Origin of the sequence: Paraburkholderia phenazinium (assembly GCF_900142845.1) — a bacterium.
Taxonomy (GTDB): Bacteria; Pseudomonadota; Gammaproteobacteria; order Burkholderiales; family Burkholderiaceae; genus Paraburkholderia; species Paraburkholderia phenazinium_A.
This window is the reverse complement of record NZ_FSRU01000002.1, coordinates 1158993-1182835: the sequence shown is the minus strand read 5'-3', so window position 1 is coordinate 1182835 and position 23843 is coordinate 1158993. Positions and strand designations below refer to the sequence as shown.

Here is a 23843-nt window from a genome sequence, read left to right as displayed (position 1 = left end):
CTGACGGGAAAAACAGGCAGGAGAGCAACAGGTTATGGCGACCATCAAGGATGTAGCGGCCGTGGCAGGCGTGTCGTTCACGACGGTTTCACACGTCGTGAACAACTCGCGGCCAGTGTCGGCCGATGTGCGCGCAAAAGTCGAACATGCGATCCGTCAACTCCACTATGTGCCGTCGGCGGTCGCCCGGTCGCTGAAGGCGCGCGCGACCGCGACGATCGGACTGGTGGTGCCCAACAGCACGAACCCGTATTTCGCGGAGCTGGCGCGCGGTATCGAGGACGGTTGCGCGCGCAACGGTTACTGCGTGTTCTTCTGCAATTCCGACGACGATCCCGCCAAGCAGCGTAACTATTTGCGGGTGCTGCAGGAAAAGCGCATCGACGGACTGATCGTGGCCTCGGCCGGCGACGACGCCGTGCTCGCCCAGGCGCTGGCCGACGCGCGCGAGCCGCTGGTGGTGGTCGACCGCAATATCGAGGGACTCTCGGCGGATCTGGTGCAGATCGACCATGAAAAGGGCGCTTACCTGGCTACGCGCCATCTGCTCGAACTCGGCCACGTGAAGATCGGTTGCATTACCGGGCCGGTTGCCACGGCCGTCAGCGCGATGCGGGTGCACGGCTTTATCCGCGCGATGGCGGAGCGCGGCATCGAAATTGCGCCGGGCGGGATTGTCGAAAGCGATTTTTCGGGCACCGGCGGCTATCGCGCGGCGAGCCAGTTGTTCGAGACGGTGATGCCGTCGGCGATCTTCGCCGGCAACGACATGATGGGCATCGGCGCCTTGCGCGCCGCTGCGGAGCGCGGCATCAACGTGCCGCGCGACTGCTCGGTGATCGGTTTCGACGATATCGAACTGGGGCGTTTCACCTATCCGGCCCTCTCGACGGTCGGGCAGTCGGTACGCGCGCTCGGCGAGATGGCGGCTCAGACCCTGATCGAGCGGATCACCGGCACCGCCGCCGGCACGGCCGGCGCACCGGCGCGCCGGCGGGTGGTCGCGCCGCGGCTGATCGTGCGCGAATCGACGGCGGCATGGGCGGGCGCCGGGGCCGGGGCGGGCCGCCACGGCATAGCGGTGTAAAGGTGTGAGCACGGGTTGCCGCGGCCCGGCTGGCGGTTTGCGGCAGAAGCGCCGGCGCAAAGTCAGCTCTTACGCGGCCGCGCAGCCTTGCCCGGCCGCCTGACCCTCCATCCGGGGGCGCGTTGAACCCGACGCGCCATCCCCGCAAGCCTCCCCAGGAAGCTTCCCCACGCCTCCTCATTCGCCCCCGCCGGCCTTGTTGTAATTCATACAAACTTTCCCCGCCATATTCCTCAGACCATATAAAAACTTTAAGTATGGGATCTCAGTGCCGTAAACGCCTGTTAGAGCGCCGATTCTTTAAAGCGCCGGACAGATCGAGGTAGCACTTCGCGCCACGCTCACCCTCCACTGGATACGTCACAGGAATAAGCATGTTGAACAAGGGCATCACCATCAAGGCACGAATCGGTCTGACGATGGCTTTTCTCGCCGCGTTGCTGCTGGCCATCGGGATTCTCGGTCTGACGGGCATGAGCCGCTCGAACGACGCCCATCACGAGACGTTCAGCAACGAGATGCCGAGCGCCGTCGATATCGGCAACGCCGAGCTCTACGCGGCGCGCGAGCGTCTCGCGCTCGATCGTGCGGCGTTCCTGTTCGGGACCCCGGAAGTGGCGGCGACGGTCGAGCGGGCGCGCGCCATGCGCACCATCTCGGACGCCTGGTGGAAGAAATATTCCGATCTGCCGCGCGGCGCGGAGGAAGACCACCTCGCCCAGGATGTATCGGCCAAACGCGACACGCTGCATCAGTCGTTGGACGGGTTTGCCGCAATCGTGGCCGGGTCCGACCAGTCGAAGGTCGTCGCCGCCGCGAAGGACCTGCAAGTCAAATACAACGATCTGTCGGCCGCCGACGACGCCCTGCGCAAGTCCCAGTTCACCCAGGCGCAGGCAGGCTTTGACGTTGCCCAGAGCAACTTCGAGACGTTTCGCCTGATCAGCATTGTCGCGGTGATCGTCGGGCTGGTGGCGGCGCTGTTTTCGTATCTGACGCTCAGCCGCTCGATCGGCCGGCCGCTTGGCGAGGCGCTCGAGCATTTCGACGCGATCGCCGCCGGCGACCTGCGCCGCCCGGTGATCGTGACCTCGCGCGACGAAATGGGCCAACTGCTCGAAGGCATCGCCAAGATGCAGCGCAGCCTGACCGAGACCGTGCGTTCGGTGCGCGGCGGCAGCGAATCGATTGCCACGGCGACGCGCCAGATCGCCGCGGGCAACATCGATCTGTCCTCGCGCACGGAAGAGCAGGCCTCGGCGCTGCAGGAAACCGCGTCGAGCATGGATGAACTGACCGGCACCGTGAAGCAGAATGCCGACAACGCCCGCCAGGCGAGTTCGCTGGCGGCCAACGCCTCGGAGATTGCCAACAAGGGCAGCGCGGTGGTGAGCCAGGTGGTCGGCACGATGGGCGACATCAACCAGAGTTCCGCGAAGATCGCCGACATTATTTCGATTATTGAAGGCATTGCCTTTCAGACCAACATTCTGGCGCTCAATGCGGCGGTCGAAGCGGCCCGCGCCGGCGAAGAGGGCCGCGGCTTCGCGGTGGTGGCCGGTGAGGTGCGCAGCCTTGCGCAACGCTCGTCGGCTGCGGCGAAGGAAATCAAGGAGCTGATCGACACCTCGGTGGAGCGGGTGCAATCCGGCTCGGCGCTGGTCGACCAGGCGGGCCGCACGATGACCGAGATCATCGGCGCGGTGCAGCGCGTCACGGACATCATGGGCGAAATCGCCGCGGCCTCCGAGGAGCAGAGCAGCGGCATCGAACAGGTGGCGCGCGCCGTCACGCAGATGGACGAAGTGACGCAGCAGAACGCGGCGCTGGTGGAAGAGGCGGCTGCGGCGGCGCAATCGCTCGAAGATCAGGCCGGCAAGCTGCGCACCGCCGTGGCGGTGTTCCAGCTCGAAGAGGGGGCGTTCAAGGCGCCCGCCGCTCCGATCGCGCATCGCCCGGCTGCGAAGCCTGCAGTGCGTAAGGCGGCTGCGGCTGCGGCTGCGGCTGCGGCGCCGCGGGCTCGGGTAGCGGCGGCAGCGCCGGCTGTGACGCCGACAGCCGCTTCTGCTGCAAGCGCGTCAGGTGCGGCCGGCACCGCTAGTGCACCGGCGCCGGCCAAAGGCCCCTCGCCGGGCAAAGCCCCGGCGCCCGCTGCGGCCGGCGGCGACAACGACTGGGAAACGTTCTGAGCGGCGTTTGCTTGAGCGAACCCGGCGTAACGGGCAACTTGAGACTGACCGGCGAAGACCACGGTTGCATACGCAACCGTGGTCTTTTTTCATTGTCAGCGTAGTAAGCGACCCGGTACGACTCGCGATCCGGTACATTGACGGGCGCGACTACGCTTGTCTCCGGGTAGCCTCGGCGGGTGACTGGATCCGGCGCGGCAGGTTGCGCCGCGCTTCGCCTGCCTGGAACGCTGCGCCGTGCGGCAGCGCCCGGCTCCGCTCATGCCATCCCGCACCATTCAATGCGCCAGCCAGAAAGGACCGACATGACGCCACACGACCTCGCGCAACGCCTCGTTGACGCGCGCAGGCAGCACCGCCTGATCGACGCCCCGCCGCCCGACAGCCTGCCGCCCGACGCCGCCACCGCCTACGCGATCCAGCAGGCGGTCATCGCCGGGCTCGGCCAGTCGACCGGCGCGTGGAAAATCGGCGCGAAGGCGCCGGGTGGGGCGGCCTCGGGGGCGCCTATTCCGGCTTCGCAGGTGTTCGGGTCGCCCGCGCGCATCGCCCACGGCGGGTTTTTCCGCGTCCTGCTGGAACTGGAGATTGCGTTCCGCTTCAGCGAGGCGATCGAGCCGCGCGGCGAGGCCTATGCGCGCGACGAGGTGCTCGCGCGGGTCGGCGTGGTGCTGCCGGCCATCGAGATCGTCGATAGCCGCTTCAGCGAGTGGCCCAATATCGCCCCGCTCGCGCAACTGGCCGACGCGCAGAACAACGGCGCGCTGATCGCCGGACATCCGGTGGCCTACTCGGGATTCGCGCGCACGTTCGATTTCGTCTCGCCAGAACTGGAATTGACATTCGACGGCACGTCGCTGGTGCCGGAAGCATCCGGCAATCCGGTCGGCGATCCGCGCGAACTGCTGGTGTGGTTCGTCAACCATTGCGCCGCCATGGGCATTACGATCGAACCGGAATGGACCATTACCACCGGTTCCTATGTGGGCGCGCACCGGGTCGACCGGGCGGGCATCGTGCATGGCCATATCGACGGGCTGGGCGAAGTCGAGATCGAGTTGACCTGATGCACGGGGCCGGGCGCCAGCCCGGTCGCGTCGTCCATTCATCAAGCATGCCGGCAGACCGTGCCGGCACCTCAAGCGATGCGCGCCCGCCCACCTTGTCGCCGGCGGCGCATCCAAGCCCTCTCCCTAGCCGTATACACCTATGCAAGCCGGCGCGCGAGCCGCCGACATCCCGTTATGAAAGTAGCCGACCATGAGCGCGTTGTGGATATCGCGCGTCATGGTCGGACACCGTACGTTTGCGTGCAATGGAGGGTGAACGAAACGTGCGCTGCATGGACGAACCAATCGGGTGCTGTGCACAAGCCAGGCTGCCCAACATGTAACACAGCGCGAAACGTGTGCACGAAAACCTTGCGCTGCGCGTTGAGGAAAAAAGCGCAGGTACAACGAACGACATGCAGGTGTAGCGCGAAGTAATTCGGCGGCAGAGAATAGGGCAGACAACGAGGCTTGCGCAGTCGACGCGTTTGAATCTGTGCGAGCAACGTTGCAATGACAGCGCGGCTTTGCGCCGCTGCCGGGACACGAGACGTTTCATGCAAGATAGCAGTAGGGATGGCTGCAATCCTGGGCAATCCGGTCGAAGATTGTAGGTGACCGAATCTGTGTTTCCAAGTGAGGATTGTAGGGAGGGCAACACGGCACGATTTTCATCACGTAGTCCGTGAAAAAAAATTTAAAAGGGTTTAGGATGAATTCGAGCGATGTCGTTTCCGATTAGCGCGCCGCGCACGACATCGGTCTAGACTTTGGCGAGGAGGTAGCATGGATATCTACAGCAGTTTCGCGACCCGCTTCGAGAAAACGCGAGAAGATGAGCTCTCGCTCGAGGAGTATCTCGCGCTCTGCAAAGACAATCCCGCCGCGTACGCTACAGCTGGCGAACGCATGTTGACGGCAATCGGAGAACCCGAACAGATCGACACTCGCAACGATCCGCGCACCTCGCGTATCTTCGCGAACAAGGTCATCAAGGTATACCCCGCATTCCGTGAGTTCTACGGAATGGAAGACGTGATCGAGCAGGTGGTCGCGTACTTCCGGCACTCGGCCCAGGGGCTCGAAGAAAAGAAGCAGATCCTGTATTTGCTTGGCCCGGTTGGCGGCGGCAAATCGTCGATCGCCGAACGTCTGAAGCAACTCATGGAACGCGTGCCGTTCTATGCGATCAAGGGCTCGCCCGTGAACGAGTCGCCGCTCGGTCTGTTCGACTACGACGAAGACGGTCCGATCCTTGAAGAGCAGTATGGCATTCCACGCCGCTATCTGAAGAGCATCCTCAGCCCGTGGGCCGTCAAACGGCTGCACGAGTACAACGGCGACATCCGCAAGTTTCGCGTGGTGCGCCGCTATCCGTCCATCCTGCGGCAAATCGGTATTGCCAAGACGGAACCCGGTGACGAAAACAATCAGGACATTTCGTCGCTGGTGGGTAAGGTGGATATCCGCAAGCTCGAGCAATACGCCCAGGACGACGCCGACGCGTACAGCTACTCCGGTGGCCTGTGCCTCGCGAACCAGGGCCTGCTCGAATTCGTCGAAATGTTCAAGGCGCCGATCAAGGTCTTGCACCCGCTGCTGACTGCCACACAGGAAGGCAACTTCAAAGGCACGGAAGGCTTCGGTGCGATCCCGTTCGACGGCGTGATTCTGGCTCACTCGAACGAGTCGGAGTGGAAGGCATTCCGCAATAACCGCAACAATGAGGCACTGCTCGACCGGATTTTCGTTGTAAAGGTCCCGTATTGCCTGCGTTACGGCGAAGAGATCAAGATCTACGAGAAGCTGCTGCGCAATTCTTCGCTGGCCAATGCGGTGTGTGCGCCCGGCACGCTGAAGATGATGGCGCAGATGTCGGTGTTGACGCGTTTGCAGGAGCCGGAGAATTCGAGTCTCTTCTCGAAGATGCAGGTGTATGACGGGGAAAATCTCAAGGACACCGATCCGAAGGCCAAGTCGTATCAGGAGTACCGCGACTTCGCCGGCGTCGATGAAGGCATGACCGGCGTGTCGACCCGCTTCGCGTTCAAGATCCTTTCGCGCGTGTTCAACTTCGATTCAACCGAGGTCGCGGCGAACCCGGTGCATCTGATGTACGTGCTCGAACAGCAGATCGAACGCGAGCAGTTCCCACCGGAAACCGAGCAGAAGTACCTGTCCTTCATCAAGGACGTGCTTGCGTCGCGCTACGCGGAATTCATCGGCAAGGAGATTCAGACTGCCTATCTGGAATCCTATTCGGAGTACGGACAAAACATCTTCGATCGTTACGTCACGTATGCCGACTTCTGGATCCAGGACCAGGAGTTCCGCGACCACGACACCGGCGAGAGTTTCGACCGCGCGTCGCTGAATGCGGAACTGGAGAAGATCGAGAAGCCCGCTGGCATCAGCAATCCAAAGGACTTCCGCAACGAGATCGTCAACTTCGTTCTGCGCGCGCGAGCGGCAAACGCAGGCAAGAACCCGGCGTGGATCAGCTACGAGAAGCTGCGCGTCGTGATCGAAAAGAAGATGTTCTCGAACACGGAAGAACTTTTGCCGGTGATTTCGTTCAATGCCAAAGGATCGGCGGAGGAGCAGCGCAAGCACGAAGACTTCGTCAACCGGATGGTCGCGAAAGGCTACACGCCCAAGCAGGTGCGGCTGTTGTGCGACTGGTATCTGCGCGTGCGCAAGTCATCGTGATTGCCTCATGAGACGAGGAGCGTGCCGCCCGCGCAGGAATGCGCGGGCACCTTGCGAGGCGCAAGTTGCATGGACATAGCGTTGCAGTTGCAGCGTGCGTCTCGCGCACCCGAATGAGTGCTGCATGGGATGGGAGTCAGCGTTGAAGCGCTCACTCCCGTCGACATGGGAGACCGGATGTGCTTCATCAAATCATCGACCGCAGGCTAGCTGGCAAGAACAAAAGTATTGCAAACCGCGAACGCTTTTTGCGTCGTGTCAAAGGCTATATCCGTCGTGCCGTCTCGGAAGCGGTGCGCGATCGCAGCATCAAGGACATTCAGGATACCCAGAGCATCACCATTCCGCGCAAGGACATTGCGGAACCGTCGTTCCGCCATGGCCCCGGCGGCAAGCGTGAGATGGTGCATCCCGGCAACGCCGACTACATCCGCGGCGACAAGATTCCGCGTCCTCAGGGCGGGGGTGGCGGAGGCGGCGGCAACCAGGCCAGCAACGAAGGCGAAGGTCAGGACGACTTCGTATTCGAGCTGAGTCGCGAAGAGTTCATGCAGTACTTCTTCGACGACCTCGAATTGCCGCGTCTGGTCAAAACCCATCTGCTGGCCGTGCCCACCTGGAAAAGCATTCGTGCGGGCTGGGCGGCGGAAGGCACACCTAATAACATCGACGTGGTCCGTTCGCTGCGCAGCGCGCTCGGCCGGCGCATTGCGCTCGGCGCGCCGCTCGTCAACGAGTTGCATGAGCTCGAACGGCAGCTCGAAGAGATGAAGGCGGACCCCGACGATCGCCGCGACGACATCAAGACGCTCGAAGAGGAAATCCATCATCTGCGCGGGCGCATCTGGCGCATTCCCTTCATCGATCCGTTCGATCTGCGTTACGTGAACCGCGTCAAGCAGCCGACACCGTCCAGTCAGGCCGTGATGTTTTGCCTGATGGACGTCTCGGGTTCGATGGACGAGCAGCGCAAGGATCTCGCCAAGCGCTTCTTCATCCTGTTGTACCTGTTCCTCAAGCGCAATTACGAGCGCATCGAGGTGGTGTTCATTCGCCATCACACGCGTGCCGAGGAGGTCGACGAAGACACCTTTTTCCATTCCACCGAAAGCGGCGGCACGGTGGTGTCGAGCGCGCTGGAGCTGATGAAGAAGGTCCAGGAGGAGCGGTATTCGCCGACTGAATGGAACATTTACGGCGCCCAGGCCTCGGACGGCGACAACTGGACCGACGATTCGCCGAAGTGCCGCAAGATCCTTTCGGATGACATTCTCGAGAAGGTGCGCTATTTTGCGTATATTCAGGTAACGCCCGAAGAACAGAACCTGTGGCTCGAATATGCGCAGCTTGCGCTGTCACAGCCGCACATGGCGATGAAGAAGGTCGAAACGGCCGCCGACATCTACCCTGTGTTCCGGGAGTTGTTTGAAAAGCAGGTGGCGTCATCATGAGCACCAAACATCTGCACAATGAGGCGCGCGGCTATCAGCCGGAGCGCAAAAAAGGCGTGCCGAAGCAAGCGATCGGGCATGCCGAAGCCGCGGCGGCCGATCCAGGCGCCGTCGATGCGGGAGCAGGTCTCGATGGCGCTGCTGCAGCACGGGGACACACCGGAACGCCCACTGAGGGGCAAAGGGAAGTCCGTATGAACGTAGCCGATAGACGGCCTTTGCCGTGCCCGTCCGACTGGACCTTCGAACTGATCGAGGAATACGACACCCACATTGCCCATGTTGCAGAGCAATATGAGCTCGACGTCTACCCGATCCAGCTCGAACTCATCAGCGCTGAACAGATGATGGATGCGTACGCGTCCGTCGGCATGCCGGTCAACTACCGGCACTGGTCGTTCGGCAAACACTTCCTGTCTACCGAGAAAAGCTACCGTCGCGGCCAGATGGGGCTGGCGTACGAAATCGTCATCAATTCGAACCCCTGCATCGCGTATCTGATGGAAGAGAACACGATGACGATGCAGGCCCTCGTCATCGCGCACGCGGCCTACGGCCATAACTCGTTCTTCAAGGGCAACTATCTGTTCAAGCTGTGGACGGATGCGCACGCGATCATCGATTACCTCGTCTACGCCAAGAACTACATTGCGGAGTGCGAGGAGCGCTTTGGCCTGGACCGGGTCGAGGAACTGCTGGACTCCTGCCATGCGCTGCAGAATTACGGCGTGGACCGCTACAAACGGCCGCAAAAGCTGTCGCTGCAGAAGGAGTCGGCGGCGCGGCGCGAGCGGGAAGCGTATCTGCAGTCGCAGGTGAACGAGCTGTGGCGCACGCTGCCGAACAAACACACGCCGGAACCCGAGGAAACCGACGACCGCTATCCGCCCGAGCCGCAGGAAAACCTGCTGTATTTCGCCGAGAAGAATGCGCCGTTGCTGGAGCCGTGGGAGCGTGAAGTCATTCGCATCGTGCGCAAGATCGGCCAGTATTTTTATCCGCAGCGCCAGACCCAGGTGATGAACGAAGGCTGGGCGACGTTCTGGCACTACACGCTGCTCAACACGCTGTACAACCAGGGCAAGCTGGAAGACGGCTTCATGATGGAGTTTCTCCATTCGCACAGCAACGTGGTGTATCAGCCGCCGGTCACCAAGCCGTATTACAGCGGGATCAATCCGTACGCGCTGGGCTTTTCGATGATGAGCGACATTCGCCGCATCTGCGAAAACCCGACTGAGGAGGATCGCAAGTGGTTCCCGGAACTGGCCGGTAGCCCGTGGTTGCCGGCGCTGCATTACGCAATGCGCAATTTCAAGGACGAAAGCTTTGTGGCGCAGTATCTGTCACCGCACCTGATCCGTGAAATGCGGCTCTTCTCGGTGCTGGACGATGACATGCGCGATGCGCTGGAAGTCTCCGCGATCCACGACGACAGCGGCTATCAGTACGTGCGCCAGGCCTTGTCACGGCAGTACGACATGCATCATCGCGAGCCGAACATCCAGGTCTGGTCGGTGAACACGCGCGGCGACCGGAGCCTGACGCTGCGGCACTTCATGAGCGACAACCGTCATCTGTCGGGAGACAGCGACGAGGTGCTCAAGCATATGGCGCGGCTGTGGCAGTTCGACGTGTATCTGGAAAGCGTCGACGAAAACGGTACGGTCAGGAAGCGCTATGAGTGCAGGTATGTACCGCCTGCGGTGAGGGTTTGAGCCGTACGCCGACGTCAGCGCAGTAAGCGGGCGCCGTCGCTCGCAGAGGCTAAGCGGAGAGGGGCAAAAAAACGCCCAGTCAGGGAGCTGGGCAAAGTCACCAGAAATCTGGCGACGGAGGATTTCGGTATTGGCAAACAGGCCCGCGCGTACGGCTAGCGCGGGCCTGTTTCGTTTGTGCGGCTCGCGAGCCGGCTGAGCGGCTCTGTCCTGAACAACCCGTCGATCAATGCGCGACGTAGACCGGCGGCGAGTACGTGCTGAGCGTCGTTTCAGCGCGCTGACCCGACTGCGACGTGCCGCTCGTGCCCGGACCGTAGCCGGTCGTCTCCGCTTGCGCGGTACCGTTTTGCGCAGCGACACGGGCTTCGGCAGCCTGGATATCCGACGGGTAATACGGATCGCGGCCACGGGCGGGCGAGTAGCCGGCCTTTTCGAGTTGCACCAGTTCCGCACGCACCTGGGCGCGGGTCACGGGTTGGTTCGACTGGGCGAACGACACCACCGGGGTAGCGAGCACAGCGGCGATAGCAACAGCTTGAATAAGGGACTTCATGATGATTGACCTCCGAAAATTATTTTGTCGACTGCCTGAAGCAAACTTCTAAAGCCGGTGAGGCCGAATCAATGGCCGAAGAACACCGAGCGCGGGCCCGTAACCGGTTCACGCACGCCGGATTGCGAAGCTTGTTCGCTTACGCCACCGTACGCGCTGTTGGTATTGGCGTTGGCATCCGCGTTGGCGCGTTCTGCCGCAACCGTTTGTGCGCTTTGGCCTTGTTGCGAGGCAGGGGCGCCGACAGCAGGACGGTAGAACGGAGCCGGGCCGTAGCCGCTGGCAAATGCCGGGGCGGCGAGGGTGGCAGAAGCGGCAACCAGCAGGGCAGCAAGAATCTTGGTCTTCATGATGGACTCCATATACGTTTCGACTTCGGTTCAGGAAGGCGTCGCGACAGCGGCCTGAGCGGTGTGTCTGCAACGTCGATGGAGGCAGTGTATACCCCTACTATTGAATATTTGTATCGATAGGATGAAATGACTGTTTCGAATTGGCCGCCAATCCCGTCAGCCCCGTCGGATAAGGCTGAGCGGCGGGCGGCCAGGCGTGGTGGCGGCGAAAAAGGGCTCGCCCGCTATGCGACGACGATGTCCGTCCCCAGTTGATGCAGCAGGTCGCGCAACGCTTCGGCCTGGGCCATTCGCGCGTCGCCGCGCAGGTGAATCTGGACGGCGCGGCCGGCTATGCCGTCGACGGGATGCGCCAGCCATAACTCGACCGCGAGGCCGAGGCCCTCGGGCTGGTTGTCGGCCACCGGTTCGATGACACGCGGCTTGAAAGAGGCACGCTCGGACATGGCAAGTTTCCTTCTGATCGGATGTCGAGCCTCGATGCTAGTCAGCCCCGCGTGGGCCGACAAACGACAAATACGCGTTTGCAAATCATCCTGACGCTTAGCTGAAATCGCGCTTTCTACAGGAATATTTGTTGGTTCTGCGGGGCTGGCTGCGGCTGCTAAGGTAGCGTTCGTGCATCGTTGCAGCGATGCCGCTGCTTTAGCAACCTTGCCGGGGTTGCAACACAGGGTTGCAATACACGGCCGCCACACACAAGAAGGTCTCTATAAAAATGAAATCCAGCACTCTCGCCGCATGGCTCCTGGGGTTGATGGTCACGGTGTCGGGCGTCGCCCACGCCGATCGTCTCGACGACATCAAGAAAGCCGGCGTCCTGCGCGTCGCCACGTTCGACAGCAACCCGCCGTTCGGCTACGTCGATCCCGCCACGAACCACATCGTCGGACTGGATGTCGACTATGCGAAGGCGCTGGCCGACAAGCTCGGTGTGAAGCTCGAGCTGCAGCCGACCAATCCGGCCAACCGGATTCCATTCCTCACGTCGGGCAAGGTCGATCTGGTGCTTGCCAACTTCACCATCACGGATGAACGCGCCAAGCAGGTCGATTTTAGTATTCCTTATTTTTCGTCGGGTCAGCAGTTTCTCGCCAAGAAGGGCGTGCTGAAGTCGCCGGACCAGATCAACAGCCTGCGCATCGGCGCGGACAAGGGCACCACCAACGAGATCGCGGTGCGCGAGAAATTCCCGCAGGCCACGGTCGTGGCGTATGACGACACGCCGTTCGCCTTTGCGGCCTTGCGCGCCGGCAATGTGCAGGCGATCACCCAGGACGGTCCGAAACTGGTCGGCCTGCTTGCCAACGTGCCGGACAAGCAGAACTACGAGATTCCGCCGTTCACGATCACGAACGACTACATGGGCGTCGGCATCCCGAAGGGCGAAGTGCGCCTGACGGCCTTCGTCAACGAGACCTTGAAGGGCCTCGAAGCAGACGGCTCGGCGGGCAAGATCTATAACCGCTGGTTCGGTCCGCAGACGAAGACGCCGCTCGTGCGCATCTTCAAGATCGGCGACAAGACCTGAACCCGAGGCGCGTTCGCTCGCGTCAAGAAAGTAGATGGGCACGCCACGGCGTGCCCATCGGTGTTTTAAAGCTCGATGAAATCCGGCAGGACAGACGATGCAGGCGTGGCTCGCTCCAAAATATCTGATGTGGTTATGGCAAGGCTTCGGCGTGACGCTCGGCCTCGCGTTGTCCGCGGCCGTCGCGGCGACGGCGCTGGGCTTCGTGCTGGCGCTGGCGCGCCATGCGCGCTATCGCGCGGCGCGGCACGCCGCGGGCGCGTATGTGGTCGCGTTTCGCAATACGCCTTTGCTGGTGCAACTGCTGTTCTGGTATTTCGGCGTGGCGACCTTGCTGCCGGATGCCGTCATGCAATGGCTGAATACGGCGCACACGGTCCATGCGATGGGGTGGGCCGTGCGTTGGCCGTCGTTCGAGTTCGTGGCCGGCTGGATCGGGCTCACGTGCTATACGGCGGCGTTTATCGCCGAGGAGTTTCAGGCGGGACTGCGCGGCGTGCGGGAGGGCCAGCACCACGCGGCCGCCGCGCTCGGACTCACGCCGTTGCAGGCGTTCCGCTACGTCGTCTTGCCGCAGGCGGTGCGTATCTCGCTGCCGCCGCTCTTTGGGCAATACATGAACCTCGTCAAGAACTCGTCGCTGACCATGGCAATCGGCCTCGCCGAACTGTCGTACGCGGCCCGTCAGGTGGAGACCGAAACCTTCCAGACCTTCGCGGCGTTTGGGGTGGCGACGCTGCTGTATATCGCGGCCGTGGCGGTGATCGAAGCGGTGTCTCTGGTTGTCGCGCATCGCCGTGACCTGTCGTTCGCGAGGCGCTGATATGCAATGGTCGCTGTTATTGAATAACTTGCCGTATCTGCTGGTCGGTGCGTTTCCCGACGGGCCGCCAGGCGGGGCAGCCTTGACACTGGTGCTCGCGGTGACGTCGGCGCTCGCCTCGGCCGTGCTGGGCATGGCCGGCGGCATCGCGTTGGCCATGGCCGGCCGTATCGCGCGCGTGCCGCTCCTGCTCGTGATCGGTTTTTTCCGGGCCATCCCGGTGCTGATGCTGATTTTCTGGACCTTCTTCCTGTTGCCGGTGCTGTTCCACGTCAACGTGCCGGGGCTCGCGGCGGTGGTGTGTGCGCTGTCGCTGATCGGCGGTGCGTATCTCGCGCATTCGGTGCACGCGGGCATTCTGGCGGTCGGCGAGGGGCAATGGCAGGCCGGGCTGTCGCTTGGGCTCACGCGCATGCAGGCCTTGCGCTACGTGCTGCTGCCGCAGGCGATCCGCATCATGACGCCGTCGTTCGTCAACCAGTGGGTCTCGCTGGTGAAAGACACCTCGCTGGCGTATATCGTGGGCGTCGGAGAACTGTCGTTCGTCGCCACCCAGGTGAATAACCGCCTGATGGTGTATCCGGTGCAGATCTTCCTGTTCGTGGGTTTCATCTACCTGGTGTTATGCACGGCGCTCGACCGGGGCGCGACGTATTGGTTGACGCGCAGCGGACGCGACGCACGGGCTAGCGTGGCTCCTGTCGCACCGGCCGTTCCCTCTCGCGACTGATCGGCGTCACTTCACGACACCTCCTGCCGCTTCGTCGCAAATCGATGGTCCTTGACGGGCTGAGTCGCGAATATGAGCGTCACAGCAGCGAAACAGGAACAAAAATGAAACCGAAAGTCATCGTGGCTCTCCTTGTGACGGCGATACAGATTCAGGGTGCGCACGCGCAGAGCAGCGTCGGCAATTTCCTGACGGGTGGCGCGACGGTCGAAGTCGTCGAACACGATGGCGCGGCGCAGGTCGTGCCGAAGCCCGAGCGGGTCGTGACTCACGATTTCGCGGTTCGCATCGATGCCGTCACGCTGGATAACTCCATCGCCGGCCGCTTGCACCGGGACCGGTTGATGCGCCATGGAACCGACGAAGATTCGACGCCCGACGTGCTGGCTAAGCATGTTCGAAGCGTTTTCTCCAAGGCGCTCGCCGAACAGCTCGAGAAAGACCACGTTGCGTCGGCAAGTGCCGCTTCGGCCGCCGTGGCCGCGGCTGAAGGCGGCGGAGCGCGGCTGGTGGTGGACGGCGAGTTCACGGCAATCGACGAAGGCAACAAGACCAAACGGAAGTTGATCGGCTTCGGCAGCGGTGCAAGCGACATCAAGACGCATGTCGCGGTGTCGTCGATGGTAGCGGGGCACTCAACCGTCGTACTGGCTATCGACCTGGATTCGAATAGCGGCAGGGCGCCCGGCAAGGTCGCGACCATGGGCATCAATTCGCAGGCAGTGGGCACGGCGGTCGGGGCGCTGGGAATGACGGGCACGACGGTGGACGCCGATGCAACCCGGATGGCAAAACTGGTCGCCATGCAGATCGAAAGCCTGATTAATGGTCCGAAGGCTGCGGCGAGTCCTGCTGCAAGTCCGGCTGCCGAAACGGGTGGGGCGCCGCAGGCGGGGCGTTCGGCGGGTTGAATGGCGGTGACTCGCGCGGCTTCGCGCCGCACGCCTGCGCATGCGACGCCACGCACGAGTCTCCAGCCCTCCCGGACGAGTCATGTCCCGAGGGGCCGCTGCATTTAACGACCTCAACTGACTGATGGCTCGCCTTCACCCGGCTTCTTGCCGGGCCGGTCGGCTGGCGACTGTTTGCGTGTTTCATCGTGGCGCTCGGGCAGTTTGCTCTTCTCGTTGTCGCTGTGCGTCACAGGCTGCGGATGCTCGAAATCCGGCGGCGTGGTGGGTTGGGGTTTGCTCATGACGGGCTCCTTGAGTGGATCTAAGGAAGGTGTAGCAACCGGCGGTCCCGCTGGCGGGATTGCCGATCTCGGCGCGTGGAACCACGTCGTGCCGGTAGAACGCGAAGCCTATTGAAGCGCCCTACGTTTGCACCCCCACGGTGCCACCACGCCTCGCCAACGTGCACACGTACCGCATAGCGGGGCGCGCCAGCCGCACAACATCCGCACCCAAACCCCGCTTCCCCCCAATCCACCTGGCTTCCCCCCACCTGGCACGCAGTTCGCTTAGAACGCCTTCAGAGTAGAAGCGGCTAGCGACCGGCATATCTGTGCCGGCAACGTGGGGCATTGCTCTTGGGGCGCATCGTGCGCCCACGTCGACCTCGAGTCGGCGTTTGAACGGGACCGTCCGGTCCCGCCGACAAGGAGCGTGCGATGCAGTTGCCCCAGCTTTTCACACGAGCGATTAACCTCGGCGCATCGGCAATCTCGCCACGCGCTGCGCGTTCGTGCCCGCATCGCACGACTCCCATTGCTTCGCCATCCTCAGTTTCAAATCCACCCATATCCATCCCTCACACCTTGTGTGTTCTCACACGGAGCTTCGTCATGCGTGTTTTGCGCTTTCTTTCCCGCTTCGCCGCATCAGCCCCTTCGTTGCTCGCGCGTGCCGCATCCGCGTTCACGCTCGCCGGCAGTCTGTTTGCCGCATCGCTCGCCCACGCTGAAGATCACGTGACCTTGCTGACCAACTGGTACGCACAGGCCGAACACGGGGGCTTCTATCAGGCGGTGGCGACCGGCGTCTACAAGAAGTACGGTCTCGACGTCACGATCAAGATGGGCGGCCCGCAAGTCAACGGCATGCAGTTGCTCGCCGGCGGCCAGGCCGACTTCATGCTCGGCTACGACTTCCAGGTGCTCTCGGGCGTCGAGGCCGGCATTCCGGTGACGACCGTGGCCGCCTCGTTCCAGTACGACCCGCAGGGCATGCTCACGCATGCCGACGTGACCAGTCTTGCCGGACTCAAGGGCAAGACGATTCTGGTTGCCGGTTCGGGCCGCACGAGCTGGTGGCCGTGGCTGAAGGCCAGATACGGCTACACCGACGCGCAGTCGCGACCCTACACCTTCAACCTGCAACCGTTCTTCGCCGATCCGAACGTGGCGATGCAGGCCTATCCGTCATCGGAGACCTATCAGGCTGAGCAGGCCCATGCGAACGCGCACTTCTTCCTGTTCGCCGACGACGGTTATCCGCCGTACAACACGACAATCGTCACGATGCGCGACACGCTGAAGGACAAGCCGGATGTGGTGGCGCGCTTCGTGAAGGCGTCGATGGAAGGGTGGAAGAGCTATCTCAACGATCCCGCTCCCGGCAATGCGCTGATCAAGAAAGACAACCCGCAGATGAGCGATGCGCAACTCGCCTACGGCGTCGCGCAACTGAAGAAGCTGAAGCTCGTCACGGGCGGCGATGCAGCCACGCTCGGCATCGGCGCCATGACCGACGCACGCTGGAAGAAGACCTTCGATTACATGGTCGGCGCAAAGCTGCTCAAGCCCGCCACCGACTACCACAGCGCCTACACGCTGCAATACATCCAGGACGCCAAGGTGATGCCGTAACGAACGCACCGGCACTTGCCGTCACGCTTTCCCGCGTCGGCGCGCTTCGTCGCGCCGGCTGATACAGACATGTTGATTGAAGGAGATTCACGATGCTGGTCACCCGTCAAAAGGTCTTGCGCCGCTTCTGGTACGCCATTATGCCGATGGCGCAACTCGATGCCGGTCCGCAGCCGTTCACGCTGCTCGGCGAGCCGATCGTCCTATGGAAGGGCGCGGGCGGCAAACCGCACGCCTTGCGCGATCGCTGCTGCCATCGCACTGCCAGGCTGTCCAAGGGCTTTGTCGACGGCGACGGTAACATCGCTTGCGGCTATCACGGCTGGACCTACGACTGCTCCGGCCAATGCGTGAAGATTCCGCAGAACGGCGGCAGCGCGATTCCCTCGCGGGCGGTGGTACAGGCCTATCGTTGCGAGGAGCGCTACGGCTACGCCTGGGTCGCGCTCGACGAGCCCTTGCAGCCCATCCCGACGTTTCCCGAGGAAGACGCAACGGGTTATCGCCGCATTCTTCAGTTCTACGAACGCTGGCAGACCAGCCCGCTGCGGATGATGGAAAACTCGTTCGACAACTCGCATTTCAGCTTCGTGCACAAATCGAACTTTGGCCTGTTCGATAACCCGAAGCCGTCGAAGTACGAATTCCGTCCCAACGACTGGGGCTTCGAGGCCGAAACCCATGTGCCGGTGCGCAACCCGCCTGCCAGCTACCGCGTGACCGGCACGACCGAGGAGGTGACCGAGCGGCATCTCACCAACCGCTGGTTTATGCCGTTCGCGCGCCGCTTCGGCTGCGTGTATCCGGCGAGCGGCGTGCATCACATCATCTACAACTGCGCGACGCCCATCGACGATCGCACGCTGATGCTGTCGCAATGGCTCTATCGCAACGACACCGAGGAGGCGTGTTCGACTCAGGAGCTGATCGACTGGGACCGTCCGATCACCGACGAAGACCGCGACATTCTCGAAGCGACCGACTACGACGCCTGCATCGATGTACGGCGCCAGCAGGAGTGCCACATGGAATCGGACCAGCCGGGCCTGCTGATGCGGCGCATGCTGCTGAAGCTGCTCGCGGATCACGGCGAAAGCGAGGTATTTCGCATCGAAACGGAGGTTTGAGCATGGACAGTACCACTCAGGTTTCTGCGCAGCCCGACACGCTGGCCGCCGCGCCGAGCCGCGACAACCCGCCGTTGCTGTCGGTGCAGCGCGTCGACAAGCGCTATCCGAACGGCACGATCGCACTCGAAGACGTACGCCTTGCGATTGCGCCCGGCGAGTTCGTTTCCTTGCTCGGGCCGTCGGGGTGCGGCAAGAGTACCTTGCTGAAGATGCTCGCCGGCATCGAGACACCCACCCATGGTCATGTGCGCTGGTGGGGTCAACCGTTCGAAACGGTGGGGTCGCCGGGCCGGCGCATGTCGATGGTGTTTCAGGAAGCCACGCTGATGCCATGGGCGACGGTGGCCGACAACGTGCGCCTGCCGCTCGATCTCGCTCGCGTGCCGCGCGGCGAGGCCGATGCGCGGGTTGCCGAGGCGCTTGCCGGCGTGGGGCTGGCAAAGTTCGCCAGGGTGTTGCCGCGCGAGTTGTCCGGCGGCATGCAGATGCGCGCGTCGCTGGCCCGCGCGCTCGTCACCGAACCCGACCTGCTGCTGCTCGACGAACCGTTCGGCGCGCTCGACGAGTTCACCCGCAACCGACTCGACAGCGATTTGCGCGCCTTATGGCAGCGGCGCGGCATGACGGTGGTGTTCGTCACGCACAGCATCTACGAAGCGGTGTATCTGTCGAGCCGGGTGGTGGTGATGCAGGCGCGGCCGGGGCGGATCATCGCCGAGGTGCCGATCGACGGGCCGCTCGAGCGCGACGACGCCTATCGCGTATCCACGCCGTTTATACAGGATTGCAAAACGTTATCCGATCTGATCGTCGACGCGCATCGGGCATCCCATATGAACGAAGACGCGGAGGTGCAATCATGACAGGCGACGTGCTTCGGGCTCATTCCACGCGGCGCGCCAAAACCCTGCGCGATACCCAGCGCACGCCGCTGCTGCAACGGCCGGGCATGGCGAAAGCCATGGCTCCATGGCTGGTCGGCGTTGTCTTTCTTGCGATCTGGCAGGGCTGGTGCGTGCTGTTCAAGGTGCCGTCGTACCTTGTGCCGGCGCCCAGTGCGATTCTAGGGCAGTTGATTCAGGACGCCCCGTTGTTATTCGGCAGCCTGCTGGAAACGTTGAAGATCACGCTGCTGGCGTTCGCGCTGGCCACGGTGCTGGGTGTGATCATTGCCTTGCTGTTCGTGCAGAGTCCGTTGATCGAGGCCAGCCTGTTTCCCTATGCGATCCTGTTGCAGGTGACGCCGGTTGTCGCCATTGCACCGCTGATCATCATCTGGGTGAAGGACATGACGGCTGCGCTGGTGCTGTGCGCCACACTGGTGGCGCTGTTTCCGATCATCTCGAACACGGCGCTCGGTTTGCGCAGCGTGAATCCGGGGCTCATCAACCTGTTCCGGATCAATCATGCGACGCGTTGGCAGACCCTCGTGCGACTGCGGATTCCCAGCGCGCTGCCGTATTTTTTCGGCGGCTTGCGGATTTCCAGCGGGCTCTCGCTGATCGGCGCGGTGGTGGCGGAGTTTGTCGCGGGCACCGGCGGCAGCGGCGCGGGCCTTGCCTATCAGATCCTGCAGGCGGGTTTCCAGTTGAACATTCCGCGGCTCTTTGCGGCCTTGCTGTTGATTACCGTCACCGGTGTCGTGCTGTTCGGCATCACCGTGTGGGTGTCGCGCATCGGCTTGCGCGGCTGGCATGACAGCCAGTTGTGATTGGCCGGCTGTGGTCTTCGTAGCGGGGCGGCGGCACCGGAACGCCATCGGGTAGCCGCCCTCGTTTTCCGTGACTCAACCCAACTCAAGTCAACTCAAGCGCAATCTCAAGCATATGTCCATGCCGATCCAGACACACGAGACCCACGCAAACCGCACTACCGTTCTGATCCGCAACGCAGCCGCCATCATGACGGGCGGCCGCGGCGATGCGGACGACCCCGCACGCGTCAGTGGCCCCGATATCCGTCTTGCCGGCGACACCATCGAGGCGATTGGCGCCCTGAGCCCGCGTCCCGGCGAAACGATCGTCGACGCCACCGACTGCGTGATCTATCCGGCGTGGGTCAACACCCATCATCACCTGTTCCAGTCGCTGCTCAAAGGCGATACGGCGGGTCTCGACGCGTCGTTGACGCCGTGGCTCGCGGCGACACCGTATCGCTTTCGCGCGCTATTCGACGAGCAGCGCTTTCGCCTCGCCGCGCGCATTGGGCTGATCGAGCTCGCGCGCTCGGGCTGCGCGACGGTCGCGGATCACAACTACGTCTACTACCCGAACATGCCGTTCGACAGTTCGGCGATCCTGTTCGAAGAGGCCGACAAACTTGGTCTGCGTTTCGTGCTGCTGCGCGGCGGCGCGACCCAAACGCGCCAGCTCGAAGCCGATTTGCCCACCGCGTTACGCCCGGAAACGCTGGAGGCTTTCGTAGCCGATATCGAACGTCTCGCTGCCGCCTATCACGATGCCGGGCCGCGTGCGATGCGGCGCGTGGTGATGGCGCCCACCACCGTGCTGTATTCGATCTCGCCGGCGCAGATGCGCGAAACCGCGGCGGTCGCGCGGCGTTTGGGATTGCGCCTGCACAGTCATTTGTCGGAGACGGTCGGCTATCAGGACAGCGCGCACGAGTTGTACCGCCGCTCGCCGGTGGCGTTCTGCGGCGAGCACGACTGGCTCGGCGACGATGTCTGGTACGCACATCTCGTGAAGGTCGACGCCGACGAAATCGCGCTGCTCGCCGAAACCGGCACCGGTGTCGCGCATTGCCCGCAAAGCAATGGACGTCTGGGAAGCGGCATCTGCCCGGTGCGCGAGATGGCGGAGGCGGGCGTGCCCATCTCGATCGGCGTCGACGGCGCGGCCTCCAACGAAGCCGCCGACATGATCTCCGAAGTGCACATGACCTGGCTCGCACAACGGGCGCGGCTCGGCATGGCGGCGACGCCGCGCTTTCGCGGCGGCAGCTTCGAAGGCGGCGCGCATGCGGCGAGCGTGGCCGACGTGATTCACTGGGGCACGGCAGGCGGAGCGCAGGTGCTGGGGCTGGCCGAAGTGGGGCGCCTCGCGCCGGGCTATTCCGCCGACCTCGCGATCTACCGGCTCGACGATCCGCGTTACTTCGGGCTGCACGATCCGGCCATCGGTCCGGTGGCCTCGGGCGGCAGGCCGAAGCTGGCGGCGCTGTTCTCGGCGGGACGGCGTGTCGTCAGCGACGATCGGATCGACGGCGTGGATCTCGCCGAACTGGGCCGCGAGGCGCGGGCAGCGGTGAAGGCCTTGCTTGCCGAGGTTGACGGCTGAGGCGCCCGAGCCGCTTCGCTTCAGGCAAACGCGGGGTGACGCTCAGACCCGTCAAACGCGCTTCGTTCGGGCTTGAGCGGATACGCAGGTGACAGCCCTCACGGGGAGCGCCCCTGGGTTCGCGCGAGCAGCCACGCGACGCCCGCCAGCAGCGTGGCGCTGACGAGTCCGGCGAGCAGCACGGTCATCGCGGCATAGTCGTTGCCGGCGGCCATGTACCGCTCGCTGGTCGTGTACACCAGCGTGAGCGGTTCGCCGCCGAAGCGCAGCGTCTCGGCCCTGCGCACGACGGGGGACGAGTCGAAGGCCGCATCGCTGGCCGCCTCCGAGGTATAGAGCGACGTAGAAGGGGCGCCCGCGAAGACCTGCAGGTCGACACCCCATTGATGGGCCATGCCGCGCTCGAACAGACGCCGCGGGTCCACCACGGCCACCAGCACGCCGGCGACCCGGGTTGGCGCGTCGTCGAGCGTGGCGGACGCGGGCGTGGTGGAGTCCGCGGGGGACGGGCCGCCTGATGGGCTGCGAGACGGACTGTCAGACGGGCCGCCATACACCGGCAGATACAGCTCGAAATGCGGGTGAGCGAGCTGCTGCATGGTGCTCGCCTGCGCGGCGCGGGCATCGAGTGTCAGTTCACCGGTGTCGAGGGCACGCATCAGGGCCGCACGGCGCGTGGGGTCGCGGCCCAGATCGTAGCCGGCGGCCGGCGCGCCGGCCCGCACCGGCGTCATCAGCGTGACGGGGGCGAACGGCTGCGCTTGCTGCCCGGTGGCGATGGCTGCGCCGCCGGGCGCCGTCGCACCGGGTCCGAGTTCGGCATAGCCGAGCGCCCGCACGATGGACAGCGTGTCGTCCATATCGAGCCGTGTCACGTACTGGCGCCAGGCCTCCGGCGTCACCGTGGGCGACACTACGAACACGCCGCTGGCGCTGCGCAGCACATACTCGCAAGTCGCGAGTTCCTGTTGCAGATCGCTGGTGATATGGGCCGTGCGCTGCTCGAACTGGCTGCGCGCGGTTTGCAACGACTGTTCGCGCACCAGCCACCACGTGCCGAGCGCCGTCGCGAGAATGACGACAAAAGTGCCGGCGGCGGCAAAGGCGGGTTGCCGGATCAACGTGATGATACGCATACGCAGGGTCGACATGTCGTGGCCTGGCGTATCGCCGTTTCCGGTCGTACGCAGCTTGCTTGTTCGAAGACATGCACCCGCCCGAACTGCCGGGCGCGATGCGGATGGGAGGCGCGTGCGCCGTCGAAGCGCCGCTGACCGCGGTGATCGCGCGGACCGCAGCGGGGCACACCGGCGTGATTGTGCATGGGTCGCACGGATCGTGCCAGTCCGGTTCAACACCAGGCACGACACGCTGACGGCACGTTTGCGGCGGAGTCGTATAGAGTAATAAGGCAGCCGGATCTGAACGCCATGCCGTCCTCACCTTTTATGGGGCTGTCTTTCACATGAAATACAAGGACTATTACGCGACCCTCGGGTTGGAGCGCAGCGCAACCGAGGACGACATCAAGCGCGCCTATCGCAAGCTCGCCCGCAAGTATCACCCCGACGTCACCAAGGAAGCGGACGGCGAGGAGCGTTTCAAGGAAGTGGGCGAAGCGTACGAGGTGCTGAAAGACCCGGAGAAGCGGGCGGCCTACGACCGGATGGGCAGCGAGTGGCAGAACGGCCAGGAATTCCAGCCGCCGCCGAACTGGGACGAGGGTTTCGAGTTCAGGGGCGCGGGCCACGAAGCGGCGGGCGAGGCCAATCTCGACGATTTCTTTGAAGCCATGTTCGGCCATGCGCGCGCAGCCCAGCAACGGCAGGCGGCGGCCGCGATGGCCGGCCAGGATCACCACGCCAAGGTGCTGATCGATCTGGAAGAGGCCTACCGCGGCGCGCAGCGCTCCATTTCGCTGCAGATGCCGGTACTCGACGCGCAGGGGCACGTGACGCTGCAATCGCGCACGCTGGACGTCGCCATCCCCAAGGGCATCCGCGCGGGCCAGCACCTGCGGCTCAACGGCCAGGGCGGTCCCGCGACGGGCGACGCGCCGCCCGGCGACCTGTATCTGGAGATCGCGTTTCGCGAACATCCGCGTTTTCGCGTGGACGGCCGCGATGTCTCGCTCGACTTGCCGGTTGCCCCCTGGGAAGCCGCGCTCGGCGCCCAGATCAAGGTGCCCACACCCGACGGTTCCGTCGAAATGACGGTGCCCAAGGGTTCGCAAGGCGGCCGGCGCTTGCGCCTCAAGGGCAAAGGCATTCCGGGAACGACTCCCGGCGATCTGTATGTAATCCTGACCATCGTCTTGCCGCCGGCCGATACCGAGCGCGCTGCCGCTGCATATGACGTGATGCGGCAAGCGTTCAACTTCGACCCACGTGCGCATTTTTATGGGTGATCGCT

General features: G+C 63.5%; 22 protein-coding genes. 17 read left to right on the top strand and 5 right to left on the bottom strand.

The window, feature by feature from the left end; translation table 11 throughout:
• The first annotated feature begins 34 nt into the window (after nucleotides 1–34).
• From BUS12_RS22385 to BUS12_RS22355, 6 genes are all read left to right on the top strand, one after another.
• Nucleotides 35–1087, top strand: coding sequence for a LacI family DNA-binding transcriptional regulator (locus BUS12_RS22385; protein ID WP_074299378.1), 1053 nt, complete (start codon nucleotides 35–37; stop codon nucleotides 1085–1087).
• Nucleotides 1088–1461: 374 nt separating this feature from the next.
• Complete coding sequence (locus BUS12_RS22380) at nucleotides 1462–3276, top strand: methyl-accepting chemotaxis protein (protein WP_074299376.1); 1815 nt, start codon at nucleotides 1462–1464, stop codon at nucleotides 3274–3276.
• A 305-nt stretch (nucleotides 3277–3581) separates the two neighbouring features.
• The gene (locus BUS12_RS22375) at nucleotides 3582–4343 is read left to right on the top strand and encodes a 2-keto-4-pentenoate hydratase (protein ID WP_074299374.1); all 762 of its coding nucleotides are present in this window, start codon (nucleotides 3582–3584) and stop codon (nucleotides 4341–4343) included.
• 768 nt (nucleotides 4344–5111) lie between these two features.
• The gene (locus BUS12_RS22365; protein ID WP_074299372.1) at nucleotides 5112–7034 is read left to right on the top strand and encodes a PrkA family serine protein kinase; all 1923 of its coding nucleotides are present in this window, start codon (nucleotides 5112–5114) and stop codon (nucleotides 7032–7034) included.
• Nucleotides 7035–7213: 179 nt separating this feature from the next.
• Nucleotides 7214–8485 (top strand): YeaH/YhbH family protein, encoded by a 1272-nt coding sequence (locus BUS12_RS22360; RefSeq protein ID WP_074299370.1) that lies wholly within the window; start codon nucleotides 7214–7216, stop codon nucleotides 8483–8485.
• Nucleotides 8482–10203, top strand: a complete 1722-nt coding sequence (locus tag BUS12_RS22355) for a SpoVR family protein (protein WP_074299368.1) — start codon at nucleotides 8482–8484, stop codon at nucleotides 10201–10203. The genes BUS12_RS22360 and BUS12_RS22355 overlap by 4 nt, the downstream gene beginning before the upstream one ends.
• 226 nt (nucleotides 10204–10429) lie before the next feature.
• Here the strand turns inward: BUS12_RS22355 and BUS12_RS22350 are convergent, their stop codons facing one another.
• The 3 genes from BUS12_RS22350 to BUS12_RS22340 all read right to left on the bottom strand — a co-directional run bounded on the left by BUS12_RS22350 (nucleotide 10430) and on the right by BUS12_RS22340 (nucleotide 11558).
• On the bottom strand, nucleotides 10430–10759 hold the full coding sequence (locus BUS12_RS22350; RefSeq protein ID WP_074299366.1) for a DUF4148 domain-containing protein: 330 nt from the start codon (nucleotides 10757–10759) through the stop codon (nucleotides 10430–10432).
• A gap of 68 nt (nucleotides 10760–10827) precedes the next feature.
• Complete coding sequence (locus tag BUS12_RS22345) at nucleotides 10828–11109, bottom strand: hypothetical protein (RefSeq protein ID WP_074299364.1); 282 nt, start codon at nucleotides 11107–11109, stop codon at nucleotides 10828–10830.
• A gap of 227 nt (nucleotides 11110–11336) precedes the next feature.
• A complete protein-coding gene (locus BUS12_RS22340; RefSeq protein ID WP_074299362.1) occupies nucleotides 11337–11558 on the bottom strand; it encodes a hypothetical protein in 222 nt (73 codons plus the stop codon).
• A 272-nt stretch (nucleotides 11559–11830) separates the two neighbouring features.
• Here BUS12_RS22340 and BUS12_RS22335 point away from each other — a divergent pair, with 272 nt between their 5' ends.
• The 4 genes from BUS12_RS22335 (at nucleotide 11831) to BUS12_RS22320 (ending at nucleotide 15107) form a co-directional block, all read left to right on the top strand.
• A complete protein-coding gene (locus BUS12_RS22335) occupies nucleotides 11831–12643 on the top strand; it encodes an ABC transporter substrate-binding protein (protein WP_074299360.1) in 813 nt (270 codons plus the stop codon).
• Nucleotides 12644–12740: 97 nt separating this feature from the next.
• Nucleotides 12741–13466 carry an amino acid ABC transporter permease gene (locus tag BUS12_RS22330; protein WP_074299358.1) on the top strand — a complete coding sequence of 242 codons (726 nt, stop codon included), beginning with the start codon at nucleotides 12741–12743 and terminating at the stop codon, nucleotides 13464–13466.
• Nucleotide 13467: 1 nt separating this feature from the next.
• Nucleotides 13468–14196, top strand: a complete 729-nt coding sequence (locus tag BUS12_RS22325) for an amino acid ABC transporter permease (RefSeq protein ID WP_074299357.1) — start codon at nucleotides 13468–13470, stop codon at nucleotides 14194–14196.
• 104 nt (nucleotides 14197–14300) lie between these two features.
• Complete coding sequence (locus BUS12_RS22320; protein WP_074299355.1) at nucleotides 14301–15107, top strand: DUF4410 domain-containing protein; 807 nt, start codon at nucleotides 14301–14303, stop codon at nucleotides 15105–15107.
• 113 nt (nucleotides 15108–15220) lie between these two features.
• On the opposite strand, the gene BUS12_RS38895 is transcribed toward BUS12_RS22320, so the two are convergent.
• Entirely contained in the window at nucleotides 15221–15391 is a 171-nt protein-coding gene (locus BUS12_RS38895; RefSeq protein WP_171991702.1) for a hypothetical protein, read from the bottom strand.
• A 591-nt stretch (nucleotides 15392–15982) separates the two neighbouring features.
• On the opposite strand from BUS12_RS38895, the gene BUS12_RS22315 reads away from it, so the two are divergent.
• From BUS12_RS22315 to BUS12_RS22295, 5 genes are all read left to right on the top strand, one after another.
• On the top strand, nucleotides 15983–17005 hold the full coding sequence (locus tag BUS12_RS22315; RefSeq protein ID WP_074299352.1) for an ABC transporter substrate-binding protein: 1023 nt from the start codon (nucleotides 15983–15985) through the stop codon (nucleotides 17003–17005).
• Between the two features lie 92 nt (nucleotides 17006–17097).
• A complete protein-coding gene (locus BUS12_RS22310; RefSeq protein WP_074299350.1) occupies nucleotides 17098–18132 on the top strand; it encodes an aromatic ring-hydroxylating oxygenase subunit alpha in 1035 nt (344 codons plus the stop codon).
• 2 nt (nucleotides 18133–18134) lie between these two features.
• The gene (locus tag BUS12_RS22305) at nucleotides 18135–18998 is read left to right on the top strand and encodes an ABC transporter ATP-binding protein (protein WP_083640569.1); all 864 of its coding nucleotides are present in this window, start codon (nucleotides 18135–18137) and stop codon (nucleotides 18996–18998) included.
• 86 nt (nucleotides 18999–19084) lie between these two features.
• Nucleotides 19085–19846 (top strand): ABC transporter permease, encoded by a 762-nt coding sequence (locus BUS12_RS22300; RefSeq protein ID WP_074301646.1) that lies wholly within the window; start codon nucleotides 19085–19087, stop codon nucleotides 19844–19846.
• A 121-nt stretch (nucleotides 19847–19967) separates the two neighbouring features.
• On the top strand, nucleotides 19968–21431 hold the full coding sequence (locus BUS12_RS22295) for an isoxanthopterin deaminase (RefSeq protein ID WP_074299348.1): 1464 nt from the start codon (nucleotides 19968–19970) through the stop codon (nucleotides 21429–21431).
• A 98-nt stretch (nucleotides 21432–21529) separates the two neighbouring features.
• On the opposite strand, the gene BUS12_RS22290 is transcribed toward BUS12_RS22295, so the two are convergent.
• On the bottom strand, nucleotides 21530–22582 hold the full coding sequence (locus BUS12_RS22290) for a CHASE domain-containing protein (protein WP_074299346.1): 1053 nt from the start codon (nucleotides 22580–22582) through the stop codon (nucleotides 21530–21532).
• A 44-nt stretch (nucleotides 22583–22626) separates the two neighbouring features.
• On the opposite strand from BUS12_RS22290, the gene BUS12_RS38890 reads away from it, so the two are divergent.
• On the top strand, nucleotides 22627–22806 hold the full coding sequence (locus BUS12_RS38890) for a hypothetical protein (RefSeq protein WP_074299345.1): 180 nt from the start codon (nucleotides 22627–22629) through the stop codon (nucleotides 22804–22806).
• 90 nt (nucleotides 22807–22896) lie between these two features.
• The gene (locus BUS12_RS22280; RefSeq protein ID WP_074299344.1) at nucleotides 22897–23838 is read left to right on the top strand and encodes a DnaJ C-terminal domain-containing protein; all 942 of its coding nucleotides are present in this window, start codon (nucleotides 22897–22899) and stop codon (nucleotides 23836–23838) included.
• The last annotated feature ends 5 nt before the right edge of the window (nucleotides 23839–23843 follow it).

What these genes read in the sequence shown, in the direction of transcription:
- BUS12_RS22280 (WP_074299344.1), top strand. Translation starts at nt 22,897, where the DNA reads ATGAAATACAAGGACTATTACGCGACCCTCGGGTTGGAGCGCAGCGCA.
- BUS12_RS22330 (WP_074299358.1), top strand. Translation starts at nt 12,741, where the DNA reads ATGCAGGCGTGGCTCGCTCCAAAATATCTGATGTGGTTATGGCAAGGC.
- BUS12_RS22365 (WP_074299372.1), top strand. Translation starts at nt 5,112, where the DNA reads ATGGATATCTACAGCAGTTTCGCGACCCGCTTCGAGAAAACGCGAGAA.
- BUS12_RS38895 (WP_171991702.1), bottom strand. Translation starts at nt 15,391, where the DNA reads ATGAGCAAACCCCAACCCACCACGCCGCCGGATTTCGAGCATCCGCAG.
- BUS12_RS22335 (WP_074299360.1), top strand. Translation starts at nt 11,831, where the DNA reads ATGAAATCCAGCACTCTCGCCGCATGGCTCCTGGGGTTGATGGTCACG.
- BUS12_RS22340 (WP_074299362.1), bottom strand. Translation starts at nt 11,558, where the DNA reads ATGTCCGAGCGTGCCTCTTTCAAGCCGCGTGTCATCGAACCGGTGGCC.
- BUS12_RS22375 (WP_074299374.1), top strand. Translation starts at nt 3,582, where the DNA reads ATGACGCCACACGACCTCGCGCAACGCCTCGTTGACGCGCGCAGGCAG.
- BUS12_RS22385 (WP_074299378.1), top strand. Translation starts at nt 35, where the DNA reads ATGGCGACCATCAAGGATGTAGCGGCCGTGGCAGGCGTGTCGTTCACG.
- BUS12_RS22380 (WP_074299376.1), top strand. Translation starts at nt 1,462, where the DNA reads ATGTTGAACAAGGGCATCACCATCAAGGCACGAATCGGTCTGACGATG.
- BUS12_RS22300 (WP_074301646.1), top strand. Translation starts at nt 19,085, where the DNA reads ATGGCGAAAGCCATGGCTCCATGGCTGGTCGGCGTTGTCTTTCTTGCG.
- BUS12_RS22320 (WP_074299355.1), top strand. Translation starts at nt 14,301, where the DNA reads ATGAAACCGAAAGTCATCGTGGCTCTCCTTGTGACGGCGATACAGATT.
- BUS12_RS22325 (WP_074299357.1), top strand. Translation starts at nt 13,468, where the DNA reads ATGCAATGGTCGCTGTTATTGAATAACTTGCCGTATCTGCTGGTCGGT.
- BUS12_RS22350 (WP_074299366.1), bottom strand. Translation starts at nt 10,759, where the DNA reads ATGAAGTCCCTTATTCAAGCTGTTGCTATCGCCGCTGTGCTCGCTACC.
- BUS12_RS22355 (WP_074299368.1), top strand. Translation starts at nt 8,482, where the DNA reads ATGAGCACCAAACATCTGCACAATGAGGCGCGCGGCTATCAGCCGGAG.
- BUS12_RS22290 (WP_074299346.1), bottom strand. Translation starts at nt 22,582, where the DNA reads ATGTCGACCCTGCGTATGCGTATCATCACGTTGATCCGGCAACCCGCC.
- BUS12_RS22315 (WP_074299352.1), top strand. Translation starts at nt 15,983, where the DNA reads ATGCGTGTTTTGCGCTTTCTTTCCCGCTTCGCCGCATCAGCCCCTTCG.
- BUS12_RS22310 (WP_074299350.1), top strand. Translation starts at nt 17,098, where the DNA reads ATGCTGGTCACCCGTCAAAAGGTCTTGCGCCGCTTCTGGTACGCCATT.
- BUS12_RS22305 (WP_083640569.1), top strand. Translation starts at nt 18,135, where the DNA reads ATGGACAGTACCACTCAGGTTTCTGCGCAGCCCGACACGCTGGCCGCC.
- BUS12_RS22295 (WP_074299348.1), top strand. Translation starts at nt 19,968, where the DNA reads ATGCCGATCCAGACACACGAGACCCACGCAAACCGCACTACCGTTCTG.
- BUS12_RS22345 (WP_074299364.1), bottom strand. Translation starts at nt 11,109, where the DNA reads ATGAAGACCAAGATTCTTGCTGCCCTGCTGGTTGCCGCTTCTGCCACC.